The 25563-nt window shown below is 28.1% G+C and carries 24 protein-coding genes, 1 riboswitch and 1 other annotated feature; of the genes, 5 read left to right on the top strand and 19 right to left on the bottom strand.

What is annotated here, in order from left to right:
- The 7 genes from dprA to RDX53_RS08620 form a co-directional block, all read right to left on the bottom strand.
- Nucleotides 1-871, bottom strand: an 871-nt coding sequence (gene dprA, locus RDX53_RS08650; RefSeq protein ID WP_307993977.1) for a DNA-processing protein DprA, incomplete at its 3' end; no start/stop codon positions are given.
- A gap of 4 nt (nt 872-875) precedes the next feature.
- On the bottom strand, nt 876-2207 hold the full coding sequence (locus RDX53_RS08645) for a metallophosphoesterase (RefSeq protein WP_295733196.1): 1332 nt from the start codon (nt 2205-2207) through the stop codon (nt 876-878).
- 175 nt (nt 2208-2382) lie between these two features.
- Entirely contained in the window at nt 2383-2844 is a 462-nt protein-coding gene (gene ribE / locus RDX53_RS08640) for a 6,7-dimethyl-8-ribityllumazine synthase (RefSeq protein WP_295675367.1), read from the bottom strand.
- A gap of 141 nt (nt 2845-2985) precedes the next feature.
- Nucleotides 2986-4185, bottom strand: coding sequence for a bifunctional 3,4-dihydroxy-2-butanone-4-phosphate synthase/GTP cyclohydrolase II (locus RDX53_RS08635; RefSeq protein ID WP_295675370.1), 1200 nt, complete (start codon nt 4183-4185; stop codon nt 2986-2988).
- Between the two features lie 18 nt (nt 4186-4203).
- On the bottom strand, nt 4204-4860 hold the full coding sequence (locus RDX53_RS08630) for a riboflavin synthase (protein ID WP_295576052.1): 657 nt from the start codon (nt 4858-4860) through the stop codon (nt 4204-4206).
- Between the two features lie 24 nt (nt 4861-4884).
- Nucleotides 4885-5997 (bottom strand): bifunctional diaminohydroxyphosphoribosylaminopyrimidine deaminase/5-amino-6-(5-phosphoribosylamino)uracil reductase RibD, encoded by a 1113-nt coding sequence (ribD, locus tag RDX53_RS08625; protein ID WP_307993976.1) that lies wholly within the window; start codon nt 5995-5997, stop codon nt 4885-4887.
- A gap of 146 nt (nt 5998-6143) precedes the next feature.
- A riboswitch (FMN riboswitch) is annotated at nt 6144-6261 on the bottom strand.
- A gap of 88 nt (nt 6262-6349) precedes the next feature.
- The gene (locus RDX53_RS08620; protein ID WP_307993975.1) at nt 6350-6685 is read right to left on the bottom strand and encodes a hypothetical protein; all 336 of its coding nucleotides are present in this window, start codon (nt 6683-6685) and stop codon (nt 6350-6352) included.
- Between the two features lie 199 nt (nt 6686-6884).
- On the opposite strand from RDX53_RS08620, the gene RDX53_RS08615 reads away from it, so the two are divergent.
- Nucleotides 6885-7499, top strand: a complete 615-nt coding sequence (locus RDX53_RS08615; RefSeq protein ID WP_195931827.1) for a PIN domain-containing protein — start codon at nt 6885-6887, stop codon at nt 7497-7499.
- Nucleotides 7500-7620: 121 nt separating this feature from the next.
- On the opposite strand, the gene RDX53_RS08610 is transcribed toward RDX53_RS08615, so the two are convergent.
- The 4 genes from RDX53_RS08610 to trkA form a co-directional block, all read right to left on the bottom strand.
- Complete coding sequence (locus RDX53_RS08610; RefSeq protein WP_195931826.1) at nt 7621-8127, bottom strand: hypothetical protein; 507 nt, start codon at nt 8125-8127, stop codon at nt 7621-7623.
- Between the two features lie 434 nt (nt 8128-8561).
- Nucleotides 8562-9533: a replication-relaxation family protein gene (locus RDX53_RS08605; protein WP_295576047.1), complete on the bottom strand. Its 972-nt coding sequence runs from the start codon at nt 9531-9533 to the stop codon at nt 8562-8564.
- Nucleotides 9534-9795: 262 nt separating this feature from the next.
- Nucleotides 9796-11271: a TrkH family potassium uptake protein gene (locus RDX53_RS08600; RefSeq protein ID WP_307993974.1), complete on the bottom strand. Its 1476-nt coding sequence runs from the start codon at nt 11269-11271 to the stop codon at nt 9796-9798.
- A gap of 13 nt (nt 11272-11284) precedes the next feature.
- Complete coding sequence (trkA, locus tag RDX53_RS08595) at nt 11285-12640, bottom strand: Trk system potassium transporter TrkA (RefSeq protein WP_307993973.1); 1356 nt, start codon at nt 12638-12640, stop codon at nt 11285-11287.
- Nucleotides 12641-12906: 266 nt separating this feature from the next.
- Nucleotides 12907-13144 (top strand) — a binding site (T-box leader).
- Between the two features lie 65 nt (nt 13145-13209).
- On the opposite strand from trkA, the gene RDX53_RS08590 reads away from it, so the two are divergent.
- Both RDX53_RS08590 and RDX53_RS14060 read left to right on the top strand, forming a co-directional pair.
- Nucleotides 13210-14115: a thiamine pyrophosphate-binding protein gene (locus RDX53_RS08590; RefSeq protein WP_331607069.1), complete on the top strand. Its 906-nt coding sequence runs from the start codon at nt 13210-13212 to the stop codon at nt 14113-14115.
- Between the two features lie 115 nt (nt 14116-14230).
- Complete coding sequence (locus RDX53_RS14060; RefSeq protein WP_331607067.1) at nt 14231-14398, top strand: thiamine pyrophosphate-dependent enzyme; 168 nt, start codon at nt 14231-14233, stop codon at nt 14396-14398.
- A gap of 95 nt (nt 14399-14493) precedes the next feature.
- On the opposite strand, the gene RDX53_RS08585 is transcribed toward RDX53_RS14060, so the two are convergent.
- The 7 genes from RDX53_RS08585 to RDX53_RS08555 all read right to left on the bottom strand — a co-directional run bounded on the left by RDX53_RS08585 (nt 14494) and on the right by RDX53_RS08555 (nt 21558).
- Nucleotides 14494-15513, bottom strand: a complete 1020-nt coding sequence (locus RDX53_RS08585) for an SPFH domain-containing protein (RefSeq protein ID WP_295779244.1) — start codon at nt 15511-15513, stop codon at nt 14494-14496.
- Nucleotides 15514-15529: 16 nt separating this feature from the next.
- The gene (locus RDX53_RS08580; RefSeq protein WP_295733209.1) at nt 15530-16588 is read right to left on the bottom strand and encodes a hypothetical protein; all 1059 of its coding nucleotides are present in this window, start codon (nt 16586-16588) and stop codon (nt 15530-15532) included.
- A gap of 35 nt (nt 16589-16623) precedes the next feature.
- On the bottom strand, nt 16624-17322 hold the full coding sequence (locus RDX53_RS08575; protein ID WP_295576122.1) for a PspA/IM30 family protein: 699 nt from the start codon (nt 17320-17322) through the stop codon (nt 16624-16626).
- 81 nt (nt 17323-17403) lie between these two features.
- The gene (locus RDX53_RS08570; RefSeq protein ID WP_195930936.1) at nt 17404-18201 is read right to left on the bottom strand and encodes a hypothetical protein; all 798 of its coding nucleotides are present in this window, start codon (nt 18199-18201) and stop codon (nt 17404-17406) included.
- A 116-nt stretch (nt 18202-18317) separates the two neighbouring features.
- Complete coding sequence (locus RDX53_RS08565) at nt 18318-18587, bottom strand: Nif11-like leader peptide family natural product precursor (RefSeq protein WP_195930935.1); 270 nt, start codon at nt 18585-18587, stop codon at nt 18318-18320.
- A 144-nt stretch (nt 18588-18731) separates the two neighbouring features.
- Nucleotides 18732-20264: a cardiolipin synthase gene (gene cls, locus RDX53_RS08560; RefSeq protein ID WP_295675389.1), complete on the bottom strand. Its 1533-nt coding sequence runs from the start codon at nt 20262-20264 to the stop codon at nt 18732-18734.
- 130 nt (nt 20265-20394) lie between these two features.
- Nucleotides 20395-21558 carry an SAM-dependent methyltransferase gene (locus RDX53_RS08555; protein WP_195930933.1) on the bottom strand — a complete coding sequence of 388 codons (1164 nt, stop codon included), beginning with the start codon at nt 21556-21558 and terminating at the stop codon, nt 20395-20397.
- A 505-nt stretch (nt 21559-22063) separates the two neighbouring features.
- Between RDX53_RS08555 and RDX53_RS08550 the strand changes: the two genes are divergently transcribed.
- Entirely contained in the window at nt 22064-23554 is a 1491-nt protein-coding gene (locus RDX53_RS08550; protein ID WP_295675391.1) for a sodium:alanine symporter family protein, read from the top strand.
- Nucleotides 23555-23709: 155 nt separating this feature from the next.
- Nucleotides 23710-24147 (top strand): hypothetical protein, encoded by a 438-nt coding sequence (locus RDX53_RS08545; protein ID WP_295576126.1) that lies wholly within the window; start codon nt 23710-23712, stop codon nt 24145-24147.
- Between the two features lie 27 nt (nt 24148-24174).
- Here RDX53_RS08545 and RDX53_RS08540 read toward each other — a convergent pair.
- A partial coding sequence (locus RDX53_RS08540; RefSeq protein ID WP_307993971.1) for a DEAD/DEAH box helicase occupies nt 24175-25563 on the bottom strand: 1389 nt, incomplete at its 5' end.

The raw sequence follows: 25563 nt of genomic DNA, 5'->3' as shown, positions 1-25563 counted from the left end.
AGTCTTTTTTATTTTTAAGGTCAATTACATCTTTATTTTCTAGAAGATATAAGTTTCCCTTAACTGTTTCGATATCGTTTTTTATCTCTTTGTGAGTTGAAACAGCAATTTGTTTGTTGTATTTTTTAGCAAAATTGACAGTATGCATAGTTCCACATTCTACAGCACACTCTACAACTACAATCCCTAAACTAAGTGCAGCTTGTAGCCTATCTCTCTGTATAAATTTATTTTTTGAAGGATTTGTGTTTATCTTGTATTCACTAATTAAACATCCACCTGTTTTTATTATTTCATCTGCTAAATCTTTATTTTCATTTGGATAGCATTTATCTAGTCCACATGGCAATGTAGCAATAGTCTTGCCTTTTGACTTTAAGCAGCCTATATGTGCAAAAGTATCACATCCACTTGCAAGCCCAGATACAATTACAAAACCTTCTTTAGCATAAGACTTTGCTAAATCTTCTGCTACTTGTTTTCCCTGTTCTGTTGGATTTCTCGTGCCTATTATGGCTATTGAGTTTTTTTCATAAAGACATTCTAAATTTCCTTTATAAAAAATCAATAGTGATCTATCTTTTATATTTTTTAATTTGGTTGGAAAATCATCATTAAAAATATTAGTCGACTTTATACCAAGCTTATACGATTCAGATAAAGTATTTATAGAATTTTCGATTGTTGTTTTTATTTTGTCTAAGCTAGGTACTTCAAAGTTTTCATCTATTTCTTTATATTTAGATATACATTTTTGTATATCTTCTTGTGATAAATTTAGTGATTCATTCAAAAATCCCTTTTCTATTAGTGTATTTGTTTTACTTTTTCCTATTAAATCAATAATCGTAAGTATTAAGCTATTATCCATATCCTCATCCTTTATCTTTATTCCAAATAACTTCTCCAAAAGACCCATCATCTTCTCTAAGAGATAGCCTAAGTGTATTATGGTCATATTTTTTCTCTTTCATAATACTATCTATATATTTATGATAAAAAATATCACTGACTAAAGACCAGATTTTATAATTATCGCTTACTTCAATTATTCTATAAATTTCAACTACTGTACCGCTGAAAAAGGCTGGATTTAGTTTTGACAATGTGCTAGACATCATTTTAGCTTCATATTCACTTAAATTTCTTCTCAATAATTCAAAATATATTTTTTTATACGTTTGAGTATATGCGTAATTATAGGAATAATAATTGAAATGAAGCAGATTATTATCTAAGATACCTTTTTTAAATGCCCATCTAGAAACATCAACTACTCTTGTTTTATAATATATTTCTTTTTTGGGCTTGTATTTTAAAGTGGCATATTGATTTCTACATACAACTAATGAACTTGTAGCTACATCGTATATTTTTCTCTTCTTAGTAGTTTTGCTATAACCTGGTTTTATATGTTGTATATGAAGATGTCCACTTAAATTTAAGATAACATCATATTTAGCATATAATTCTATAAGCCTCTGATTATTTTCTAATGTATATCCTTTATTCATTAAATCATTATGGTCTACTAAGCTGTGATGTGTAACTGTTATTACTTTTTTATTCTTTTCTTTAGCTTCTTTTAAATTTTTCTCTAGCCACTCATATGTACTATCACTCAATATACCTTTTATCGCAACTGGGTTTTTCCAATTGTTATTTTGATAGAAATTAGTATCAAGCATTACAAGCCATAAATCTTCTGATATTTCAGTTACATAACTAAGAGAATTTTCATCTAAATCTTTTGCGTTTTCATAACCACAGTTAAAATATATTTGTTTAAACATTTCTGGAAAAACAGATTTTATCGGTACTTTTTGTGATGCTTTATATTTATATGCATTATAATTTTTTATGTCGTGATTACCAGGTATAACATATATGTTTATTTTGTTATCTATTATTTTTTGTAATTTTTTCATAAGATCGATATGACTTACCATTTCGCCATTATATGTTAAATCTCCACATATAATTAGCCCCCCATTTGGCTTATACTTGATAACTTCGTCTATAAGTACATCTATTATTTCAGAGGCATATCTCATTTGCTTTAAATCGCCTTTTGTTTTACAGATTTCTATTAATTCTCCTTCAGGGTCTGCCTTTGGAGAGATATAGTGCAAATCTGTAGCAACAATAAATTCTATATTATCTATTTCATCATCACCCTTTAAACAATTTATTTTTTTTGAATCCATATATTATTCGCCTCTCATATTAATGTTTTTCCCCCATTTTATAATTATATTTTAATACTAATATATGAAAAGAACAATATTCTTATTTTTAAAAAAATAACCTAACGAGAAATTTTATTAATCTCATTAGGCTAGTTTTAATTTATAAATTTTATAATATATTATAAAAATTTGTTTATTTTATTCCTTTTAATAGAGATACCATTTCTAATGCTCCCATAGCGCAATCATATCCCTTGTTTCCTGCTTTTGTTCCTGCTCTTTCAATAGCTTGTTCTATGTTTTCTGTTGTAACTACACCAAACATTACTGGCATATTTTCATCTAAAGACACCTTTGCTATTCCTTTTGATACTTCATTACAAACATAATCATAGTGAGAAGTTGCCCCTCTTATAACACAACCTAAGCATATGATTGCATCGTATTTTTTAGTTCTCGCCATTGCTTGTGCAACAAGTGGTATTTCAAATGCACCTGGAACCCATGCTAATTCGATATCTTCTTTTGCTACATTGTGGCGATATAGGCAATCTTGTGCTCCTGACACTAATTTAGATACTATAAACTCATTGAAACGAGCTGCTACTATACCTATTTTTAATCCACTTCCATTTAATTTTCCTTCATATATCATATTATTTTCCTCCCAATTTTACTGATTTATATATTTTAAAATTATTTTTACTTTATAATTACATACTCTATTTAATCTAAATCTATATTTCATATTCTGAGATATTTAAATTGAATTTATATTAATAATAAGCATATATTCTTATCCTATATCTAGCATATGCCCCATTTTATCTCGTTTTGTTCTTAAATAATCTATATTGTATTTTGTTATTTCTTCTTCTGTTGAGACTCTTTCATTTATTTTTATTCCATATTCCTCTAGTTGACCTAGTTTATCTGGGTTATTACTTAAAAGTCTTATACTATGTATTCCTAAATCTTTTAATATTTGAGCAGCCATATTAAAATCTCTCAAATCATTTTCAAATCCTAAAACTAAATTTGCCTCTATTGTATCGTATCCCTTATCTTGCATATGATAAGCTCTAATTTTATTTATAAGACCGATTCCTCGTCCCTCTTGTCTAAGGTAGATTACAAGTCCGCTTCCATTTTTAGCAATTGCCTCCATAGCAGAGTTTAGTTGTTTTCCACAATCACATTTTATTGAGTGAAAAGCATCCCCAGTTAAACACTCTGAATGTACTCTAACTAATACATCTTCACTGTCTAAATCTCCATATTTAAGGGCTACATGTTCTTCACCGTTGTATTTATCTCTATATCCGATTATTTCAAATATTCCGTAACTTGTCGGTAATTTTGCGCTACTAACTCTCTCTGCTGTTATCTCTGTAATTTTTCTATATTTGATTAAATCAGCTATAGTTATTATTTTTAAATCATGCTCGTCTTTAAATTTCATTAAATCATCTACTCTAGCCATTGTTCCATCTTCTTTTAAAATTTCACATATAACGCCTACTGGTGAAAATCCTGCAATTTTTGCTAAGTCTACTGCAGCCTCTGTATGTCCATTTCTAACAAGAACACCACCGTCTTTTGCTACTAATGGAAACATATGACCAGGTGTATTAAAATCTGATTCTTTTGCATCTTTATTTACAAACTGTCTTATTGTCTCGCATCTATCAAATGCTGATATTCCTGTTGTTGTATTTGTTCCATCTATAGAAATAGTAAATGCTGTTTTAAAAGAATCTGTGTTATTTCTGACCATAAGTGGTAGATTTATTTGATCAAATTTTTCTTTTAAAGCAGGCATACATATAAGCCCTCTACCGTATTTAGTCATAAAGTTTATCGCTTCTGGTGTAACTTTATCAGCGGCCATAAGTAAATCGCCCTCATTTTCTCTGTCTTCATCATCTACAACAATTATCATTTTTCCTTGCTTTAAATCTTCTATCGCTTCTAATACTGTATTAAATCTTCTCATAAAATCACCCCTATATTATTAAAATCCATTTTTCATTAGAAAATCTAAATCTATATTACTTTTATTTTTTTCTTTTTCACCTTCATTAAAATTTATCATAAATCTCTTTACATACTTACCAATAATATCACTTTCTAAATTTACTAAGTCTCCTACCTTTTTTTCTAAAAGCGTTGTACTTTCTTTTGTGTGAGGTATTATTGATACTTTTAGGATTTTTTTATCTACAAAAGCTACCGTAAGACTTACGCCATCTATAGTTATTGAGCCTTTATAAACGACATAATCTAAAAAGCTTTCATCAGATTTTATACTAATCCAAACTGCATTTTCTTCTTTTTTAAAATCTATTATTGTTCCTGTTGTATCCACGTGACCTGTAACTATATGTCCTCCAAATCTCGATGATAAGCTCATAGCTCTTTCCAGATTTACTTTTGAATTTCTTGTTAATGTGCTTAAATTTGTCGCTCTTACAGTTTCCATCATCACATCTGCTACAAATTCATTTTGAAATACTTCACAAACTGTTAAGCATACTCCATTAACCGCTATAGAATCACCTAGATTTACATCTTCTAAAACTTTATTTGCACAAATTCTTATCTTCCCACTTTTACCACTCGCCGTAATATTTTTAACTATTCCGACTTCTTCGACAATTCCAGTAAACATAATACCTCCTCTCTGTAATCAAATTTATTTAATTACATCTGCCTCTATCAAAATATCATTATCTATCATTGTTGTATTTGTAATATGTAAGTTTATTGCATCACTCAAACTCTCAATTCCCATTCCAGATACAAAACTAGGTGCATCCTTTCCTCCTATTATCTTCGGAGCCATAAATATTTTAACTTTATCAACTAAATTTTTTCTAAATAAACTGTCATTTAAAGTCGCCCCACCTTCGACTAATACTGAATCTATTTTTAATTCACCCAATTTTTTTATTACAAAATTTAAATCTACTCCTGATTCATCTTTTGGTGAAATATATACATCTACATTGTTTTCTTTGAGTAAGTTTATCTTGCTTAAGTCGTTTTTGCATGTAAAAATTATTGTTTTTGCTTTTTTATCTTTTACTAAGTTTAAGTCCATAGGAATTTTTAAATTAGTATCGATTACTATTCTTATCGGATTTCTAGTTTTTTGATTTTCTATCCTAGTTGTCAAACTCGGGTTATCTTTTAAAACGGTATTTATACCTACCATAATAGCCATATATTTATTTCTAAATTCATGCGTCATTTGTCTAGATTTTTCGTTTGAAATCCACTTAGATTCCATATGTTTAGTCGCTATTTTTCCATCCATACTAACAGCAGTTTTTGAAATAACTAATGGTTTATTGTTTTTTATGTAGTGAAAAAATACCTCATTTAACTTTAGACCTTCTTCTTTTAAAATCCCTGTTGTAACTTCAATTCCAGATTCTCGTAATTTTTTTATTCCGCCTCCTGCTACTAGTGGATTGGGATCTGTATTACAAATTACAACTCTTTTAACCTTATGCCTTATTAAATTATCTGCACATGGAGGTGTTTTGCCAAAATGTGAACAAGGTTCTAATGTAACATACACTGTAGAATCTTTTATATCTTCCTTAGCACTATTTATTGCATTTACTTCCGCATGTGCTTGACCATATTCCATATGATATCCTTGTCCAATTATTTTATTATTTTTAACTATAATGCATCCTACTAATGGATTTGGATTTACTGCACCAATTCCCAATTTCGCAAGCTCTAAAGCCTTTTTCATATAGTAATTATCTTCTTGAGATTTTGAGTCAAATTTCATAAGAATTCCTTCTTTCTCTATAATGAATTTACATCAGCATATTTTATAACCATTTTTTTACAATCAAAAAAGCCCTGATATAATCAGGGCTATACGTTCAATAATTAAAATGATACTAAAACTAACTTAAATTTGTTTTTATCATTTTTTATCTTCTCTCATCCAGACTTTACTGTCGGCTTTGGAATCTCACCAAATCAACTACAATCGTAGCTCGCGGGCTATACCGCCGGTCGGGAATTGCACCCTGCCCTGAAGAATATTTTAAATTCATCTTTATTAACTTATATCTGTAATGTAACACATTTTGAAATAATTTGCAATTTATTATCTATTTTTTTCAAAATTAATTTTATTTCTTTTTAATTAATTCTATTTCTTTTTCTAATTTAGCAATTCGCTTTTCTTGATTTTGTATTTTTTTATTTAAATTTGTTATTGTTTCTCTTTGTGAATCTAGTATGCCTATTATAGAGCTTAAATTTTTATCATTTGTTTTAGCAAATTTATCAAAAAATTCTTTAATACCCTCCTCATAAAACACATTTAGCCCTTCATTATAAGCCTTTATAATATAGTCTATTAGTTTATCATACTCACCATTATCTACTTCCTGTTTTAAGTCTCTCCCTAATTTTTCTTTTAATTTTTTATCAAAATCTATCGCCTTATCTTTATTTTCATTCATAATTCTATAAAATCAAAATTACTTTTAATTTTGACCCTTTGCCCCCTTCATCTTAATAAAAATTATTTCTTAATATTATTCTAAATTTAAGAAATAAATTTTTCTATAGATTTTAAAATATGGTATATAAAATTTTTTTTTGTAAATAATTCTAAATAGATGAGCTCATTATTTTAAAAATTAATAAGGGAGATTAAAAATGCAAAAGATTTTTTTAGTAGATACAGAGAACGTAAATATACGTTCACTAAAAGGAGCTAATTATTTAGATGAAAATGATTTAATAATACTTTTTACAACAGATAAGACTATTGTTCACAATTTTCATAACAATTTAATAAAAACTATAGAAACAAAAGCCACTATAAAAAATATACATATAGAATCTGGCGGCAAAAATTGTCTTGATTTTCAATTGGTAAGTTGTTTAGGACTATTAATCGGATCTAATACTAAAAAAAATATTGAGTATTATATAATAAGTAGAGATAAGGGCTACCTTCATTCAATAAACTTCTTATATGAACAAACCCAATGTTCTATACACTTAATATCTAATTTAAAATCATTATTTGATGAGAATTATGATGATACTTTGGCTATAATGCAAAATATGGACAACGAGATTACAGAAGCATTAAAGAATCTAGGATATACTAATAAAACCATAACAAAAGCATTAATTGCAATAGATTCATCAAAAACAGAAAAGGATTTAGAAGTTAACTTTTTTCTTCAATTTGGCTGGAATAACAAGATATATAATACTTGTAAACCAATAATATTCAAGTATGATATTCTTAATATCGCTTAAATTAACGTAAAAAGTATAATTATTGTATTTTCTCTTAAATAAAATATATTGTAATATATAAAAAGCACTGTCTTTTTTAGACTAGTGCTTTTTTAGTTTATGTATAAAACTTTTAATAAAGTTATTTCCCTTTTCCATCTTTCACTTGGAATTTCTTTTTATTTAAAAAAGCTAAGTCCTTTTTAAAGAAAATACCAGCGAATATTTTTGTTGATAAAAATATTATAAATCCTATAATAGCGTATATTTCTATCTGTTGTATATCTATGTTCTTTTTAAATATTGTATATAAAATAGAACCATATGGATCCACTTTAATATAGCATTCACATAATATTATTACTAAAAGACAAAACATTAAAACTACATCGCCTTTTCCATTAAACATTTTTATCATACCTTGAATAAAACTTAAGAAAAAGCATCCTATTGTAAGAACAAAAGTTACAAATGACATAGTTCCAAATTGGTCATTTATCCCCCCAACTGCCAAGAACAGCAGAGTTAAAATAGAAAAGAAAACTCCTAGCTTAAAAGGCATCTTTTTACTTGAAATTTTAGCAAGTTTTGTATTTAATAAAAATAATACTCCAAATAGTAAAATTCCACATATCAATGTTCTTTCCACAATCTCACCTCTCCAAATCAAATTATTTTAATATATACTAAAAATATACATAAATCTACAAAAAAATATAAAATTCTCATTAATACTTATATTATATAAGAATTTTTTACCTTTTTAAAGTTATTTGAAAAAAATGAGAAATTTATTTAATTAAAAATCTGTAAAAAAAAAGCCCTGATTAACGAGGGTACAGGGCTCAAATTGATAATGATAGATAAAAGAGTGTGAGGGAATCTATCATTATCTGGGTATTTAAGTAAATTATTAAGCTAGTCTTTCTATACTTAAATAATACAGTTCCAATATGAATTTAATGTAAATTTTACATGAACTATATTTGAATTTTTGTATTTATAACAATTTCCCCGATTTTTAGATAAAAAAATTCATTTTTTTACTTATTTCTACCTATTTCTACTTTTTTCTACTTTTTTCTACTTCTTTCTCCCTCTAAATAAAAACGATAAAATACCTTTTTTATGTGTGTCTTTACTTATAACAAAGAATGCATTTTCCAATTGATATAATAATATTCTATCAAAAGTAAATATTATATCTATATGTTCATAATTATTTTCTTCATATAGTTTCATTATTTCAAACATATGCTCATAAGACTCACCTTGTATTATAAGTGTTGGTTTTGTTTTAAATTCTACATTTAGATTTTGGTAGTTTTCTAAGACTACATCATATCTCGATAGTTTTTGATTTAGTTTCTCCTTCCAATCTGGAGTCTTTCTAACTACTTCAACTAAAAAAGTATGATCCTTAAATTTTAAAATTGACTGAGGTCTAACTATGCATCCTCTAATATTATCATTTACTATAACCTTAGATACTTCAAACTCTAAATCATCATTCATAACTTGAGTCAATAATTGATTAGATGCCAAGATAGATTTAATTTTAAATGTCTTTATTTCACTTACATATCCTTGAGAATACGTTTTTACATCTAACGCTCTTAATAGACCAGTCCCATGATATCCTAAATAATACGCTTTATACGAACTAATACTATTTTCAGACACAAACTCTATCTGTCTTACAAAGCTCTTTTCTTTTAGCCTTGTCAGCTTTCTAGCCACTGTTTTTGACTCTATTTGATAACCACTTTTTTTCAGATAATAAGTAATCTGTAATGATGTTGCAAATACTAGACGATTTATTGTAAATAAAATTGCCTTTTCAATTTCCCCAATATGTCCTTTCTCTAGTAAAAAGTCTGCCTCCACCTTTGTTGTATTTTTTTTAGGTTTATTTAATTTATGTGTATCCCCTACATATGATGCAAATGGTGATAATTTCTCATCACAAATAGGCACCATAGCCTTTCTTAAATCAACCCTTTTACAAGTTTCCCCTATAGGTGAAACAAGTTCAACATTATTTTCATTTTTCATACTAATTACTCCCCTCATAGATAACACGAAACAATAATTATGTTTCATAAAGTTTATACTACTTTAATTATAATATTTTTTGTCATATATATCATTTATTTATTGTATTATTTTTTTATTTTTTTTCATTTTATGTAAAACTTTGTATTAATTCTTACTTTTTTGCACATTTTATAAGAAATTTTTCATTATTTTTTATAATAAAAATGCTATTCTCTGTTTTATCATCTATAATTTAGAGAATAGCATTTTAAAATTTATATTATCTTTTTACAGTTTCTTTAATTGAGTTGCTTATAAAATCTTTTATACTATAGCAAAGCAATATCATTGGGAATAATTCTAAACGTCCCGCTAACATGTCAAAACTCAATACTATCTTAGAAAAATTAGATAGTGATGCAAAGTTTCCAACAGGCCCTATCAAATCACCAAATCCTGGTCCAACATTACCTAGACAAGTAAGTGGTGCAGTAAATGTCGTAACTATATCTAAGTTTTCAAATGATAATAATAATACTGATGCAAAGAATATCAATGCATATACAACAAAGTATGAGTAAGCAAAGTCAAGTACTTGCTTATCTACTGGTTTTCCTTCAACATTTATTGTACTTACACTTCTTGGGCTGACCATCTTTTTAACACTCGACTTTGCAGATTTTATAAGTATCATAATACGAGATATCTTCATACCTCCACCTGTAGAACCTGCACAAGCTCCAACTACCATCAGAAGTAATATTAAAATTTGTGATAACATAGGCCACATTCCAAAATCAGTAGTTGCAAAACCAGTAGTAGTTATTATAGATGCAACTTGGAATATGGAGTATCTAAATGATTGAGCTACACTTCCATACACACCTAATGTATTGATTGTAATTATTCCTGTAAATACTACTATTATTAATATATACCATCTAAGTTCTTCACTTTTAAATGCTTGTTTTATATTTTTTAATATTAATAGATAATATAAGTTGAAGTTTATACCAAATAACAGCATAAATACTGTTATTACCATATCGATATAATAACTATTGTAATAAGCTATACTCGTATTTTTTATAGCATATCCACCTGTCCCTGCTGTCGAAAATGCATGAACTATACTATCAAATAAAGGCATATGTCCTAATAATAAGAATATAACTTCTAATAATGTTAAAAATGCATATATACCGTATAGTATTCTAGCTGTCATCTGTACTTTAGAAACTAATTTACCGACTACTGGACCTGGTACCTCAGCTTTCATAAGGAACATATTTTGTCCTTCTGACTTTGGTAAAAATGCTAATACAAATACAAGTACTCCCATTCCACCTATCCAGTGTGTGAAACATCTCCAAAATAGCATACCTTTTGATAATCCTTCAATATTATTTAGTATACTCGAACCTGTTGTTGTAAATCCTGAAACAGTTTCAAAAAATGCATCAACATAATTTGGTATTTCACCACTTACATAAAAAGGTAATGCACCTATTAATGAAACAATAATCCAACTAAGTGCTACTATTATAAATCCTTCTTTAGCATATATATGTTTATTATCAGTTTTTAAATTGGCTAAAATATATCCAATTGCTAATGAGATCATACTAGTTATAACAAAATAAATTGCTGTATCATTTTCTTTATAAATAATAGATACTAAAAAAGGCAATAATAATATAATTGCTTCAAATATAAGTATATTCCCTAAAATCCTACAAATCATCTTTCTATTCATAAACTACAACCTCCTATGCCAATATGTCTTCAAGGCTAGTTAAGAAAGATTTTGTTGTTACTATTATTACGCTATCTCCGGCTTGAATAAAATCATCACCACTTGGCACAATAAGTTTATTTCCTCTCATTATACCTGCAACAAGTAGATTATCTTTTGTTTTTAAGTTTTTAAGCGGTACACCTAAGAAACTAACTCCTTCTTTTGCTATAAATTCTATAGCTTCGACCTTTTTGTCTACGATTTTGTAAAGTGTCTCTATTCCACAATCGCCTTTATTAGCCTTTGCTCTAACATATCTAACAATTTGATTGGCTGTTATATCTTTTGGAGAAATAACACTTTCTATACCGATTGATTCCAACATATTTATTATAGATAATCTATTTACCTTAGTAATTACTTTTGGCACGTTACATTTTGATGCATATAGAGATATTATTACATTCTCTTCATCTATACCAGTCATAGATACACATGCATCCATATGTTGAATTCCTTCTTCTAATAAAATATCTTGGTCTGTACCATCTGCATATACAACTTCTGCTTTCGGTAAAAGTGCACTTAATTTTTCACAGATTTTTTCATCATTATCTATGATTTTTACTTTTATACCTATCTCGGCTAATTGTTTAGCAAGGTAAAATGCTATTCTACTACCACCGATTATCATTGCAGATTTAATTTTTCTTTCATAAATATCAGCTGAAATCATAAATTTTTCTAAATCTTTATGAGATGCTGTTATGTGTATCTTATCTCCTTCTTCTAAAGAAAATCTACCATCTGGTATATAGACATTTTGTTGTCTTTGAAGCGCACAAACTAAGACGCTTGTCTTAAATTTTCTATTTAAATCACTTAAAGATACTCCTACTAATTTACTACCTGGTCTTACTTTTATTTCTGCCAAATCGACAAGACCTTTCGCAAAAGTATCAACTTTAAGTGCAGATGGGAATCTTAATATACGAGCAATTTCATCTGCTGCTGCTTTTTCTGGATTAATCATTAAACTAATTCCTAATCCATCTCTCATAAATGATATTTGTGAAGCATAATCAGGATTTCTAACCCTTGCAATTAGATTCTTCGCTCCTATTTTTCTTGCAATTAAACATGAAATTAAGTTAACTTCATCAGATGATGTAACCGATATAAATAGATCTGCCTTATTTACACCAGCTTCCATTTGGATATCATGAATAGCCCCATTTCCGCATATTCCCATAACGTCATAACTGTTTACTATTTCCTCAACATTTTTTTGATTCGTATCTATAACGACGACGTTATGACCTTCCATAGCTAGATGTTCGACTAAAGTTTTACCAACCTTACCACATCCTATTACAACTATTTCCATTTATTTCCTCCTGTTAAAATTTTAAACCTAAAAAAATAATTTCAACCTCTATTATAATACATATTTATATTTTGTTTATATCTTTTTAATATATATTTATATAATATTTAGAAATTTTAACAATTAGTGGATAAATATTATGTATGAAACGTTATTTTTCTGTGTTTTTTGAATACTTGTAATTTTTGGCAAGAGCTTAATTGGCATTTTATGTAAATAAATAGTAAAATAATTGTACTATATTATATAACATACATAAAACAATATAAAAAGCTGTGATAATGAGTAGTAGATTTTAGATAAAACACAGAGAGAAAGTGGCTGGTGTAAACTTTCATGCGTATAAAATTGAAGTAGCCTTTGAGCTGTGAACTGAACAACTTTTTAAGTAGGCTTCATCGGTTTTCAACCGTTAAAATGAAACGATATATTTTGTATCGAGTAAGTGCAAAGAAATTTCTTTGAATTTAGGTGGTAACACGGATTAACTAATTCGCCCTAAGCTAATTTATTAGCTTGGGGCTTTTTAAATATAATTTTTTAATACATTTAAATCATAGAGGGGCAATATGGAAATTACAGGATCACAATTAATAATTAATTCTTTAATCGAAGAAGGCGTTGATAAAATATTTGCTTATCCAGGAGGATATGATAAGGATATTTTTGACGCATTATATCATGAAAAAGATATAGAGCTAATATTACCGAGACACGAACAAGGTCTTATACATGCTGCAGAGGGATATGCACGTTCAACTGGAAAAGTAGGCATTTGCTTAGTTACAAGCGGACCAGGGGCAACTAATCTAGTTACAGGCATAGCTGATGCAAATTATGACGGAATACCTCTAGTATGTTTTACAGGACAAGTTGCAACTTCAGTAATAGGAAATGATGCATTCCAAGAAGTTGACATAGTAGGAATTACAAGAACTATATGTAAATACTCTACAACAATTAGAAAAAGAGAAGATTTGGGTAGAGTTATAAAAGAGGCATTTTATATAGCAAGAACAGGAAAACCAGGTCCTGTTGTAGTTGATTTACCTAGTAATATCGTAAGTGAATTTGGTCCTTCTGAATATCCAAAATCAGTAGATATAAGAGGCTACAAACCGAGCACTGGTGTTCATATTGGTCAAATTAAAAAAGCATTAGAAATGCTAAAAGGCGCTAAAAAACCTTTATTTTTAATTGGCGGTGGTGTAAATATATCTCGTGCTAATGAAGAATTAGAAAAGCTTGTGGATATAACAAATGTACCAGTTATCACAACTATAATGGGTAAGGGTGCAATACCTACTTCTCACCCACTTTTCATAGGTAATGTAGGTATGCATGGTAGTTATGCCGCTAATAGAGCTGTCAATGAATGTGATGTATTATTTTCAATTCGTACAAGATTTAACGATAGAGTTACAGGAAAGATTTCCGAATTTGCGCCAAATGCAAAAATAATACATATAGCTTAATACAAAACAATGGGTTGATGAGATAAAAACTTGGGACAAAAAACATCCAGTAACTGCTCCAAGTTCTGTAGAAGGATTTATCTCTCCTCAATCTATATTTGAAAATCTAAACAAAGTGTTTACTGATGGAATATTTGTAACAGATGTTGGTCAACATCAAATGTGGACTACACAATTTTTAGAAATGAATAAAAATAAACAATTAATAACATCTGGTGTGCTTGGAACAATGGGCTTTGGTTTGCCTGCTGCTATAGGCGCTATCAATGTTACTGAAAGATAAATATGATTTTTTTTATAAAGAAGGGGATGTCACATTAAGAAAAAGTGCGACAGCCCCTTAATTTATTTTATTTATACGGTCCAAAGTTATATAATTTATAATATTAACTTTGTTCCACAATTTGGACAGAAATTAGACCCAGCACTATTTGGAGTTCCACAGTTTGGACAGAATTTAGCTACATTGCCTCCTTGAGGATTTGCATTTTGTTGTGGTTGAGATGGCTGTTGTGGCTGATTATATGATTGTTGATTGTTTTGTTGTTGATTTTGCGCCATTTGATTAGCCATTTGTTGTCCCATCATCATTCCAACTTGCATACCAGCCATATCTGATGCTATATTTGAGCCATGCCCTCCTGAGTTTTTACCAATTGAATCTGCCATTGCAATCTTAGTGTATTTATCCATATCGTTTACCATACTTTGTGATGCTGCTTTTGTAGCCATTTCTTGTATTTCTTTTGGATAAGATACGCTAGATATTGCAAAATTAGTTATTCCAATTCCTATCTTTTGCATTTCCATATCTAAGTCACTTTGTATTCCTTTTGATATTTCATAAGCATTAGCTTGAAGATTGAATATATCTTTTCCTTCTCTTACTATCCATCTCATAAGAGTTTGATCTAACATAGACATTATACGCTCTTTTACATCATCTATTGTAAATTGTTTTTTAATTCCTGCTATTTTATCTATAAGCAGTCCATAATCTTCTACTTTACAGCAAAACGTACCAAATGATTTAATAGGCATACCACCTGGTAGATTTGGAGCTGGTATATTTATTGCATTTTTTGTTCCCCATTTAACAGTTAATTCTTTAGTATTTACAAATAATACTTCTGCTCTCATCCCACTATTAAATCCAAATTTAAATCCTTTTAATGTAGATAAAAAAGGTACTATTTGTGATTCAATATCAAAGCTTCCTTCGTCTTTGAATATACCTTCTATTTTCCCATTAAACATAAATATTGCATCTTGGCCTGGTCTAATAATTAATTTACTTCCTTTTTTGATTTCTTTATTATCCCATTTCCAAAAAATCATATCATCTCTAAACTGTTCCCACTCTACTACGTTTGACAGTTGATTGCTGAAAAAACCCATATCGTTCCTCCTATTTTTATGAATTTACATAATATAAAGCTAATATTAATATAATAATTATTACTACAACTATTGCAGCTATTTTAAATACACTCTTTGGATATTCCCCTGATATTACCCCAGATTGACCATTTATTAAAATATGATATTCTTTTCCTTTATAGTAATATGCAGATGAATATATCGGTACTAAAATATGTTTATACGTTTCTCTATCATAGTTTGAACTCATATTCAAACTACTTACTCTATCAAATTTTCTAAGTACATCTCTCTCACACAAATGTCGCATTTCATTTTGCATTTTTTTCTTTGCTTGTATATGTGCATCTTCTAAATCTATTGTATATATTTCTGAACAATATCCAGACATATAATCTGGAGAAAATGAAGATATATTTTGAGTATTATATACAAGTGAGTTTACTAAGCTCGGTTTTAATTTATCTGATGCTTTTACAAGTACATCATCAAAAAAATTATGCACATAACCCGAAGTAGGATACCATCTCGTTCTAATTTCTGTATGTGTTTCTCCATTATCGTCTTTGTATGTAACTTCATAGTTTTTTCCACCCATAGCGTGATAATGTGCTTTTACATCTGCATCAAATGTCCAAAATGGTATATATATACCTTGAACTTTATCTGATTGATATAGAGTTTTTAATGTATTTGGAGCAAGCCACCTACTTTTTATCCACTTGTGGTATATCTCTCCCGTCTGTAATTTATTGATTCTAAACGGTACAACTCCATCTGGAATTAGTGCATCCAGTTGTTTTTTTGCCAAAACATAATTAGCACCGCAATAAGGACATGTCGTCGCTGTACTTGTTGCATCAACTTCTACAAGGGCTCCACATCCTTCACACTGCATACTAGTAGATTGTTTTTCCTCTGCTTTTATTGAATCCATCGCATGTCGAGTTAGTTTATGCTCTACAATTTTACTGTCATCATGTTCTATTTTAACTTCATTGCCACAACTTGGGCATTTCAAATTTTGCGAAGATGCATCAAATTCCATAACTGCCCCACAGTTTTGGCAATAATATGTTTTTGCAGTATCCATCATATTCCCTTTCCAGTATAGTTAATTAACTTTTATTATTTATCTAATCCTAATTTAGTTTTTAATTTAGCAAGCTCGTCATCTATTGCTGAATTTGAGCTACTTGTTGGCTCATCATACTTAGCCATTAAATCGTCTATATTTTCTTCTTTTTTAGATGAATTTAGTTCTGCCATTGCATTTGCAGTATCTAATTTTTTATTTATCTTAGCTTCCATCTCATCAAATTTAGACATATTCCCCATAGCTCCATTTACACTTGAACCCAATTTATTTAATTTTTCTTGTGTCTGTGCTATTGCCATTTTGGCTTTTAACTCATCTCTTTTTGCATTTAATGATGCTATATCTTTTACTAGTTTATCATGCATCTCTCTCATTTTTGTCGCATTTTCTCTAGCTATATCATAAGTTTGTTGAAGTGAAGTCAATTTTGTATTTAATTCTTCTTTCTTTTCTAAAAATGTTCTTGCATCAGCTTCATTACCTGCTAATAAAGCCTTTTGTGCATAATTTTGCATTTTATCTATAGATTCATTACATTCATTTAATTCTCTTTTTGCTCTAGTTTCTTCAGCCATTACTGCTGCTGTTTCTGCTTTTACTTTTCCTAAGTCACTTTCTAAATTTCTAAGGTATTGATCTATCATTTTATTTGGGTCTTCAACCTTATCTAATAATGCATTAATATTTGAAGACATTATATCTTTAAATCTATTTAAAATTCCAGCCATTGTAAACCTCCTTAAATTTATTTACTATTTATTTTAAGTATATCATAGTATTTTTATTATATACATTAATGGTCATTTGGGCTATAGTTCTAGATTTATTACTTGACTTAATTTTACAACTCCACCTATTGTTATCTTTTTTATAATTCCATTTTCTTTATTTATCTCAGATTCTATTATCCCACCTGGTTGATTTATACTGTATTTACGACTTCCATTTTGTAAATTTTGTTCTAAATAAGCTACTGTCGCCAATGTCCCACTTCCACAACTACTTTCAAAAAAAGTCGTTTCTGTAGCTTTTACATATACAACTGGAGTTATATAATTTTTTAATTTGTCTAAAAACATAACCCCAAATGCCTCAACATCATAATTATTATAGACAGCATTTTTAAATTTTAAAAAATTTTCTTCTGTCGCATCTATATTTTCTGCTATGATATGATTTATTCCTTCAATTATCACTATAGGAAATTCGCCCATTTCGTCTACATATATTTTCTCTATATTCTTTGGTATAGGCATCTCTATTTCTGCTGTTTCTTTATCTAAATCAACATATACATTTAGTATTTTGTCGCTATTTATTTCAACAAGAACATTACCCCTTTTTATTTTATTATTTCTTGCAAATATCATCCCTATACTTCTAGACGCATTTCCACAAAACTCTCCCCCCATCATCTCGAGTTTTATATCTCCGCCTATTGTAGGTTGTTTTACAAATCCAACTTGTTCTGCTTTATAATCAGTATTTTCCAATATATCTTTTGCAACGTTTTTATAGTCTTTTGACTTTATATTATCTAAGACAAAAACTGTTATATTATTTGCTGGATTAGCTAGTACTATACTGTATTTATTTTTTCCATACATAATATATACCCCTTTATATTAAATATTTTTAAATTACATCCCCTATATTTTACATTTATTATATCAGATATATAAACTAAATAAACCACCTTGAACAAGGCGGTTTATTCTTAAATTTATTTCAATGATGCAAAAAAATCTTCATACCAATCTCCCCAATCGTCAATTGGGTAAACAGCTCCCCCATTGCAACTTTTTAATAAATTTGATGCATACTCTTCTCCTATTTGAAACAACTCTCCAACTGTCATTTCATATCCAGCTTCTGTCGCAACTTCACAAAATGCCTGCATTGGGTCTTTAGCAGATTTAGTATCAATTAATTTTTGCTTTAATTTTGGGTCATGTCTAGCTTCTTTTAATATTTGAACTAATTTTTCATTCATATATTTCACCCCTTGAGTTTTTTATGCAACAAATCCACCTACTATTTGTCCACAATAAATTTATGATATATGAAAATAATAGCATTATCACAAAAAAATTACCACCACAGATAAATGTGATGGTAATTAAAATTTTTATAATATTTATAATAATGGTGCAAATACTCTAAGAACAGCTCTAAATAAAGTATCTATTTTTCCACTTGCAAATACATTTGTATTTTCTATTTTTCTACTTTTTGCAATTGTTTCTAATGCATCTTCTTTTATATCTTGAATACATTTTGATTTATATAAAAATACTCCACATTCAAAATGAAGATATAAACTTCTATAGTCGAAGTTTATAGTACCGACAGTCGCTACTTCATCATCAGATACTACTACTTTTGCATGTAAAAATCCTGGTGTATATTCGTAAATCTCTACTCCATTTTCGATTAGTTGATGATAATAAGATCTAGTAAGTTTAAATACTGTCTTTTTGTCCGGTATACCAGGTGTCACAATCTTAACATCAATTCCTCTTTTAGATGCTAAGCAAAGTGCCGTCATCATCTCGTTGTCGATTATAAGGTATGGAGTAAATATATATACGTATTTTTTCGCATTATTTATAAGGTTTAAATATACATTTTCTCCTACGACTTCTTCATCTAATGGTGAATCACCATATGGCTGAATATATCCATCATGTTTTACTAATTGATTTAGATGAACATGTGGTCTAAATTTATTATAATCGTCATCAGTAGGTCTAAATGAATTCCACATATATAAGAACATTGTAGTTAAATTCCAAACACCTTCACCTTTTAACATTATTCCAGTGTCTTTCCAATAACCAAATCTCTCTTTTTTGTTTATATATTCATCTGCTAAATTTATTCCTCCTGTAAATCCAGTATGACCATCGATAACCATTATCTTTCTATGGTCTCTGTTATTCATAGCAAGAGAAATAAACGGAATAAATGGATTAAAGGCCATACATTTAATCCCTCTAGCTTCTAGTATTTTATCGTATTTATAAGGTAGGTTAGATACACATCCCATATCATCGTAAATTAATCTTACATCTAAGCCTTCCTTTGCCTTTTCTTCTAAAATATCTAATATTGTATTCCACATTTCGCCTTCATCGATTATAAAGTATTCCATGAAGATGTAGTGTTTTGCAGCTTTTAATTCTTTTACTATATCTTTAAAGTTTTCTTCTCCACTTTTATAGTAAACTGCACTGGTATTTTCATATATAGGAAATCCCATATGATTTGATAAATACCTTACTTGACCAGCTACTCTTAAATCTTGTTCTTCAATTTCTTTTATTACATTTTTATCTTGAACTCTTATACAATGATTTCTATCGTGTTCTTTTTCTAATTTTCCTCTCATCTTTCTTGTAGGTTTTTTATTACCTAAAAATAGATATAATAATCCTCCAAAGATAGGAAACAATAAAATCGGAATAATCCATGCTATTTTGTATGCTGGGTTATCTTCTTTATTTACTATAAAAAGAACTACTAATATACTAAGTATCATACATATAACGCTCCACACTTGTGAATAGTGGCTAAATTTATTTAACATAAGCAACATATATACGACCTGTATTAAAATCATAAGACCAAATACAAAAACTCTATTGAATATTAGTTTTAAATACTTCATTATGTTCCCCCTTTCAATAAGTTTTTCGTTAAAACTTATCTAATTTCAGTTAGTTTTTACGCTATATTGATTTATTATAACACTTAAATTATTACAAATTTATAAGATATTAAGTAATTGACTATCAGTTCTATATAAGTTCATCATTTTTTAATAAATTGTATAAAGTTGGATTAAAATTAAATTCATTCATCAATTTATTTACTTCGTCTAAAGATTTCTCTATTTTTTGTTTTGAAACATTTCCTTTACTTGCTCTTATTAAGATATTTTTGGGCGAATGAGATATATCTATAAACTCTAAAAGCTGTGTTTTATATCCTACTGCCTCAAGTAAATTTCCTCTAACTGCATCTGTCATTAATGCTGCTACTCTTTCTTGAACTATTCCATATCTAGTAAGTATATTTAAATTTTCTGGTTTCATTTGATGATTTAATTCATGTTGACAACATGGTACTGAGAATATCATTTTAGCATTCCATTTTATTGCATTGTAAAGTGCATAATCTGTAGCTGTATCACATGCATGTAAAGTTATAACCATGTCCACTTTATTGTTATATTTGTATCCGTTTATATCGCCTAATTCAAAATGTAAATTATCATATTTATAACGTTTAGCTACTTCATTACATTTTTTAATTACATCTTCTTTTAAGTCTAAACCTATCATTTTAACATTTATTTTTTTAATTTCAACAAAATAATAGTAAAGTATAAATGTTAAGTAAGATTTACCACAGCCAAAATCTAATATAGTAAGTTCTTTATAGTCGTTTTTCTTTATTTCATCATCTATAATTTCTACAAATCTATTTATTTGTTTATATTTATCATATTTAGATTTAACAACTTTACCTTCTTTTGTAAAGACACCTAAATCTATTAAAGGTTCTATTATCATACCTTCTTCTAATATATAATTTTTCTTTTTGTTGTGATCTTTATTTACTAAGTTAGAATTGTTGGCGTTTTTCTTGCCTAAGAATACTTTACCCTTTTTAGATATCTTTAAATCAAAAGTATTATTTTCACTCCAAGCAGTCAATTGTTTGTAGCTATTTTCCATATAATCTAAAAGATAGTCGTTTAAGTCTTCGATTTCTATATTTTCATGAAAAACCTGTTTATCAGTGTATTTTTCAACTTGATAATATTGTTTCGTTTTATTTTCTTTTAGATTTATATTTATTTTATTATACTTTTCTTCCTTATTTTTCTTATTACTTATAACTATTTTAAAAACTTGTCCTTCTACTATTTTATCTATAGATTTTATTAAATCTTCCATTTGTTCCTCCTATTTTACATTCATTTTATGTATTTATTTTTAATTCTCCATATTAAGTTACTAGATTATTATTATATCATTTACTTAAAATAATACAATTTATAATTTTTAATTAAATGTAATTCAAAATTATATACATAGCTCTTTCCTAATCGCACTTAATATATTTAACAAAAATTATTTATTTTTTACGTCTTTAATATAAATTATTTTTTATATCAAAAAACTTTTATATTTAGACATATTATATAATTTTAGCTACTATTTATTTATAGGTATATTATTTTTCAAGTTTATTTATCATTTCAAAACGAATTTTTCTTCAAAAGTATATAAGTTTGTACACCATGTTTTCTATTTTATTTAAAATAGTATATCTCTTTTTCTCTTCTTATATATTTTTAAATTTAGGTATATTAGAAGGTATTTATTTTTTAGTTTTAAATGGTAAGTTTACTTATTTTCTTTTTTCTAATTTCAAAAATTATATTTAGGAGGGATTTTTATGAAAGACTTAGTAACATCTATTTACAATGTTGTCTGGAGTCAGTGGTTAGTATATTTATGTTTGCTATCAGGAATATATTTTTCTCTAAGAACAAGATTCTCTCAGGTTAGAAATATCAAGGTTATGGTAAAATTGCTTCTTAGTGGAGAAAAATCTGATGAAGGGATTTCTTCTTTTCAAGGTTTTTGTACTGCATTAGCAGGTCGTATAGGTACTGGTAATATTGCCGGTGTTGCAACTGCAATAGCTTGGGGTGGTCCCGGTGCTCTATTTTGGATGTGGGCAATTGCATTTTTAGGTGCAGGTTCAGCATTTGCAGAGTCTACACTAGGACAACTTTATAAAGAACAGCACGAAGGGCAATACCGTGGAGGTCCCGCATATTACATAGAAAAAGGCTTTGGTGAAACAACATTTGCAAAGGCATATGGTCTATTATTTGCTATAGTTACAGTAATAGCGATAGGTGTATTATTGCCAGGAGTTCAATCAAACTCTATAGCTGATGCAGTCAAAAGCTCATTTAATATAAATACAACTGTTACTGCAGTTATATTAGTTGTTTTAACAGGAATAGTTGTCCTTGGTGGTATAAAAAGAATCGGTTCTGCTGCTGAGTTTATAGTTCCTTTTATGGGAGGTCTATATATTTTGATGGCATTGATAATTATAATAGTTAATATCAATCAACTACCACATGTTTTAGCTCAAATATTTAAGGGGGCATTTGGTTTACAAGCGCCTTTTGGAGCTATAGTAGGTTCTACTGTAGCTTGGGGAGTTAAACGTGGAGTTTATTCAAATGAAGCTGGTCAAGGTACTGGTCCACAAGCATCTTCCGCAGCTGAAGTCAACCATCCAGCAGTCCAAGGATTTGTACAAGCATTTTCAGTATATGTAGATACATTATTTGTTTGCTCAGCAACTGGCTTTATGATTCTTATGACAAACTGTTATACAACTTTTAATGAAACTACAAAACAAGTTGTATATAATGCAGGTCAATCATTTACAACAGAGCAAATAGGACCTCAATATACTATCGCTGGTATAAATACTTTAATTCCTGGATTCGGTGGTGCATTTGTAACTATAGCCCTATTCTTCTTTGTATTCACTACATTAATGGCTTATTATTATATTGCAGAAGTTAATTTAACTTATATAATTAAGAAGATTACTGGCGGTAAAAGTTCTAAAATCGCTCAATATTTATTGGTCTTTGTTTTCTTAGGTATGATAGCATTTGGTGCTGTTAAATCTGCCGAATTAGCTTGGACAATGGGTGATATTGGAGTTGGTATGATGGCTTGGTTAAATATAATAGCTATATTAATACTATCTAACCCAGTTATGAAATGCTTCAAAGATTATGAACGACAACTTAAAGCAGGAATTCCAACTACAGAGATAACATTTGATCCTATAAATTTAGGAATAAAAGGTGCTACTTTCTGGGAAGAAAAATGCTCTAATACTAATAAATAATTATTTAATAATAAATACCAAATACCTAAATTATAAGAGCTGATATGAGAAACCATACCAGCTCTTTTTAATTTAAATAAATTTATGAATAACTTACCTCTACTTGTAAAAAATAATAAATATATTTCACTATATTAATTACTTTGGAGGTTTTTATGTATATAAATTTTCAAGAAATAAACCCTATACTAATAAATTCATTGACTAAAAAATTTAATTTAGATCCAAATAAACTAACTATCTTATATAAGATAACAAATATAAAAGAAAATAAATTTGATGAATTTGAAAAATCTATTTTCCCATATTTATTTATAGATAATACTTATTATATCGAATACGAAGATTCAATTTATAAAATAAAAAGCAAACTTGAGTCCTCTACTAAAATATCTACCGAAGATATGATTTCATCTATAAAAATGAAAATAAACAAAAATGATATCTATAAAATGTATAATAACTTAAATTCATTATTTACAATTTTTGAAGATGATTTTCCTCAAAGCCAAGTAAAAATTATGGCTCTTTATGATACTCCAAAACAAAAAACATTAAAATATGCTTATATTAAAGGTTCTCTTTTAGCATAAAAAGGTGTTATTTAAAACACCTTTTTATTATTTTTCTTCTCTTATTTTAGCTTTTTTATTTTTAACTATTATTTCACTATTGTTATTTAAGAAATCTTTGCCTTTTTTATTTAATATATCTACTGTTGAGTAATTATCATATATTTTTATAACGCCTAAGTCGCTATTTTCTATATTTTCTATATTGTTTAAAGCTCCTACTATATCGCCAATTCTTATTTTTTTCTTCTTTCCTATGTTTATATGAATTTTTGTAATTTCTCCACCAAACTTATCTTCATCAGAATTAGTACTTAAACTACTACCTTCTTTTAATTCGTTTACTTTTATTTTATAATCTGCTTTATCTTTTTCATCATGCTCAACTTCTATTAAGTCAATTTCTTGTTTTATATAATCTTTAATTTCTTCGAAGTATTTATAATCTTGCTCTGATACTAAACTAACTGCTACTCCGTCTTTTCCAGCCCTTCCTGTTCTTCCAATTCTATGGACATAAACTTCTTTATCTACTGGAATATCGTAATTTACAACTAAAGATACATCATCTATATGAATACCTCTAGATATAATATCACTACTTATTAATATATTAAATTCATGTTTTTTGAAAGAATCTATTATGTAAAATCTTCTCTCTTGTGATATATCTCCACTAATATGTTCTACTAAAAATCCACTTTCTTTCATTTTTTCATATAGATTTTGGGCTTGTTTTTTTGTATTTGTAAATATAATCGCAGTATCTGGCTTAAATTTATATAATAACGATTCTAAATATTTATATTTTGAGCTGTTTTTTATATCAACTTGTATATATTGTTGAAGTATTTTATTTTGTAGTTTATTTATAGATTCTTTTATTTCGATATAATCATATTCTTTCATATATTCATCACATATATTTTTTAAGTCATCTTCTACTGTTGCTGAGAAAAATGCTTTACATACATTTTTGTCTATATTTTTCATAATTGTATCTATATCTGTTTTGAATCCTTTTGTAAACATTTTATCTACTTCATCTATAACAAAATACTCTAATTTACTTAAGTCTACACTGCCCTTTGTTATATGATCTATCATTCTCCCTGGTGTCGCTACTATAACATTAACACCTTGTTTTAATTCTAATACTTGATTACTAAATGAGTCTTTTCCTAAAATTGCACTGCATTTTATTCTTTTTATTCGTCCTATATTTTCAATTTCTTCTTTTACTTGTAGAGCTAATTCTCTAGTAGGTACAATTACCAATGCTTTTAAATCTTTTTCTAGTGATTTTATTTGATTGCATATAGGTATTGCAAATGATGCACTCTTTCCTGTTCCTGTTTTAGATTTAACTAAAATATTATTTTTATCTATTAATTTAGGTATTACTTTATCTTGCACTTCTGTAGGTGTACTGTAATT

It is taken from the genome of uncultured Intestinibacter sp. (assembly GCF_902468165.1).
Lineage (GTDB): Bacteria > Bacillota > Clostridia > Peptostreptococcales > Peptostreptococcaceae > Intestinibacter.
Note: the sequence above shows the minus strand (reverse complement) of the source record. Positions and strands in the feature narration are given on the sequence as shown.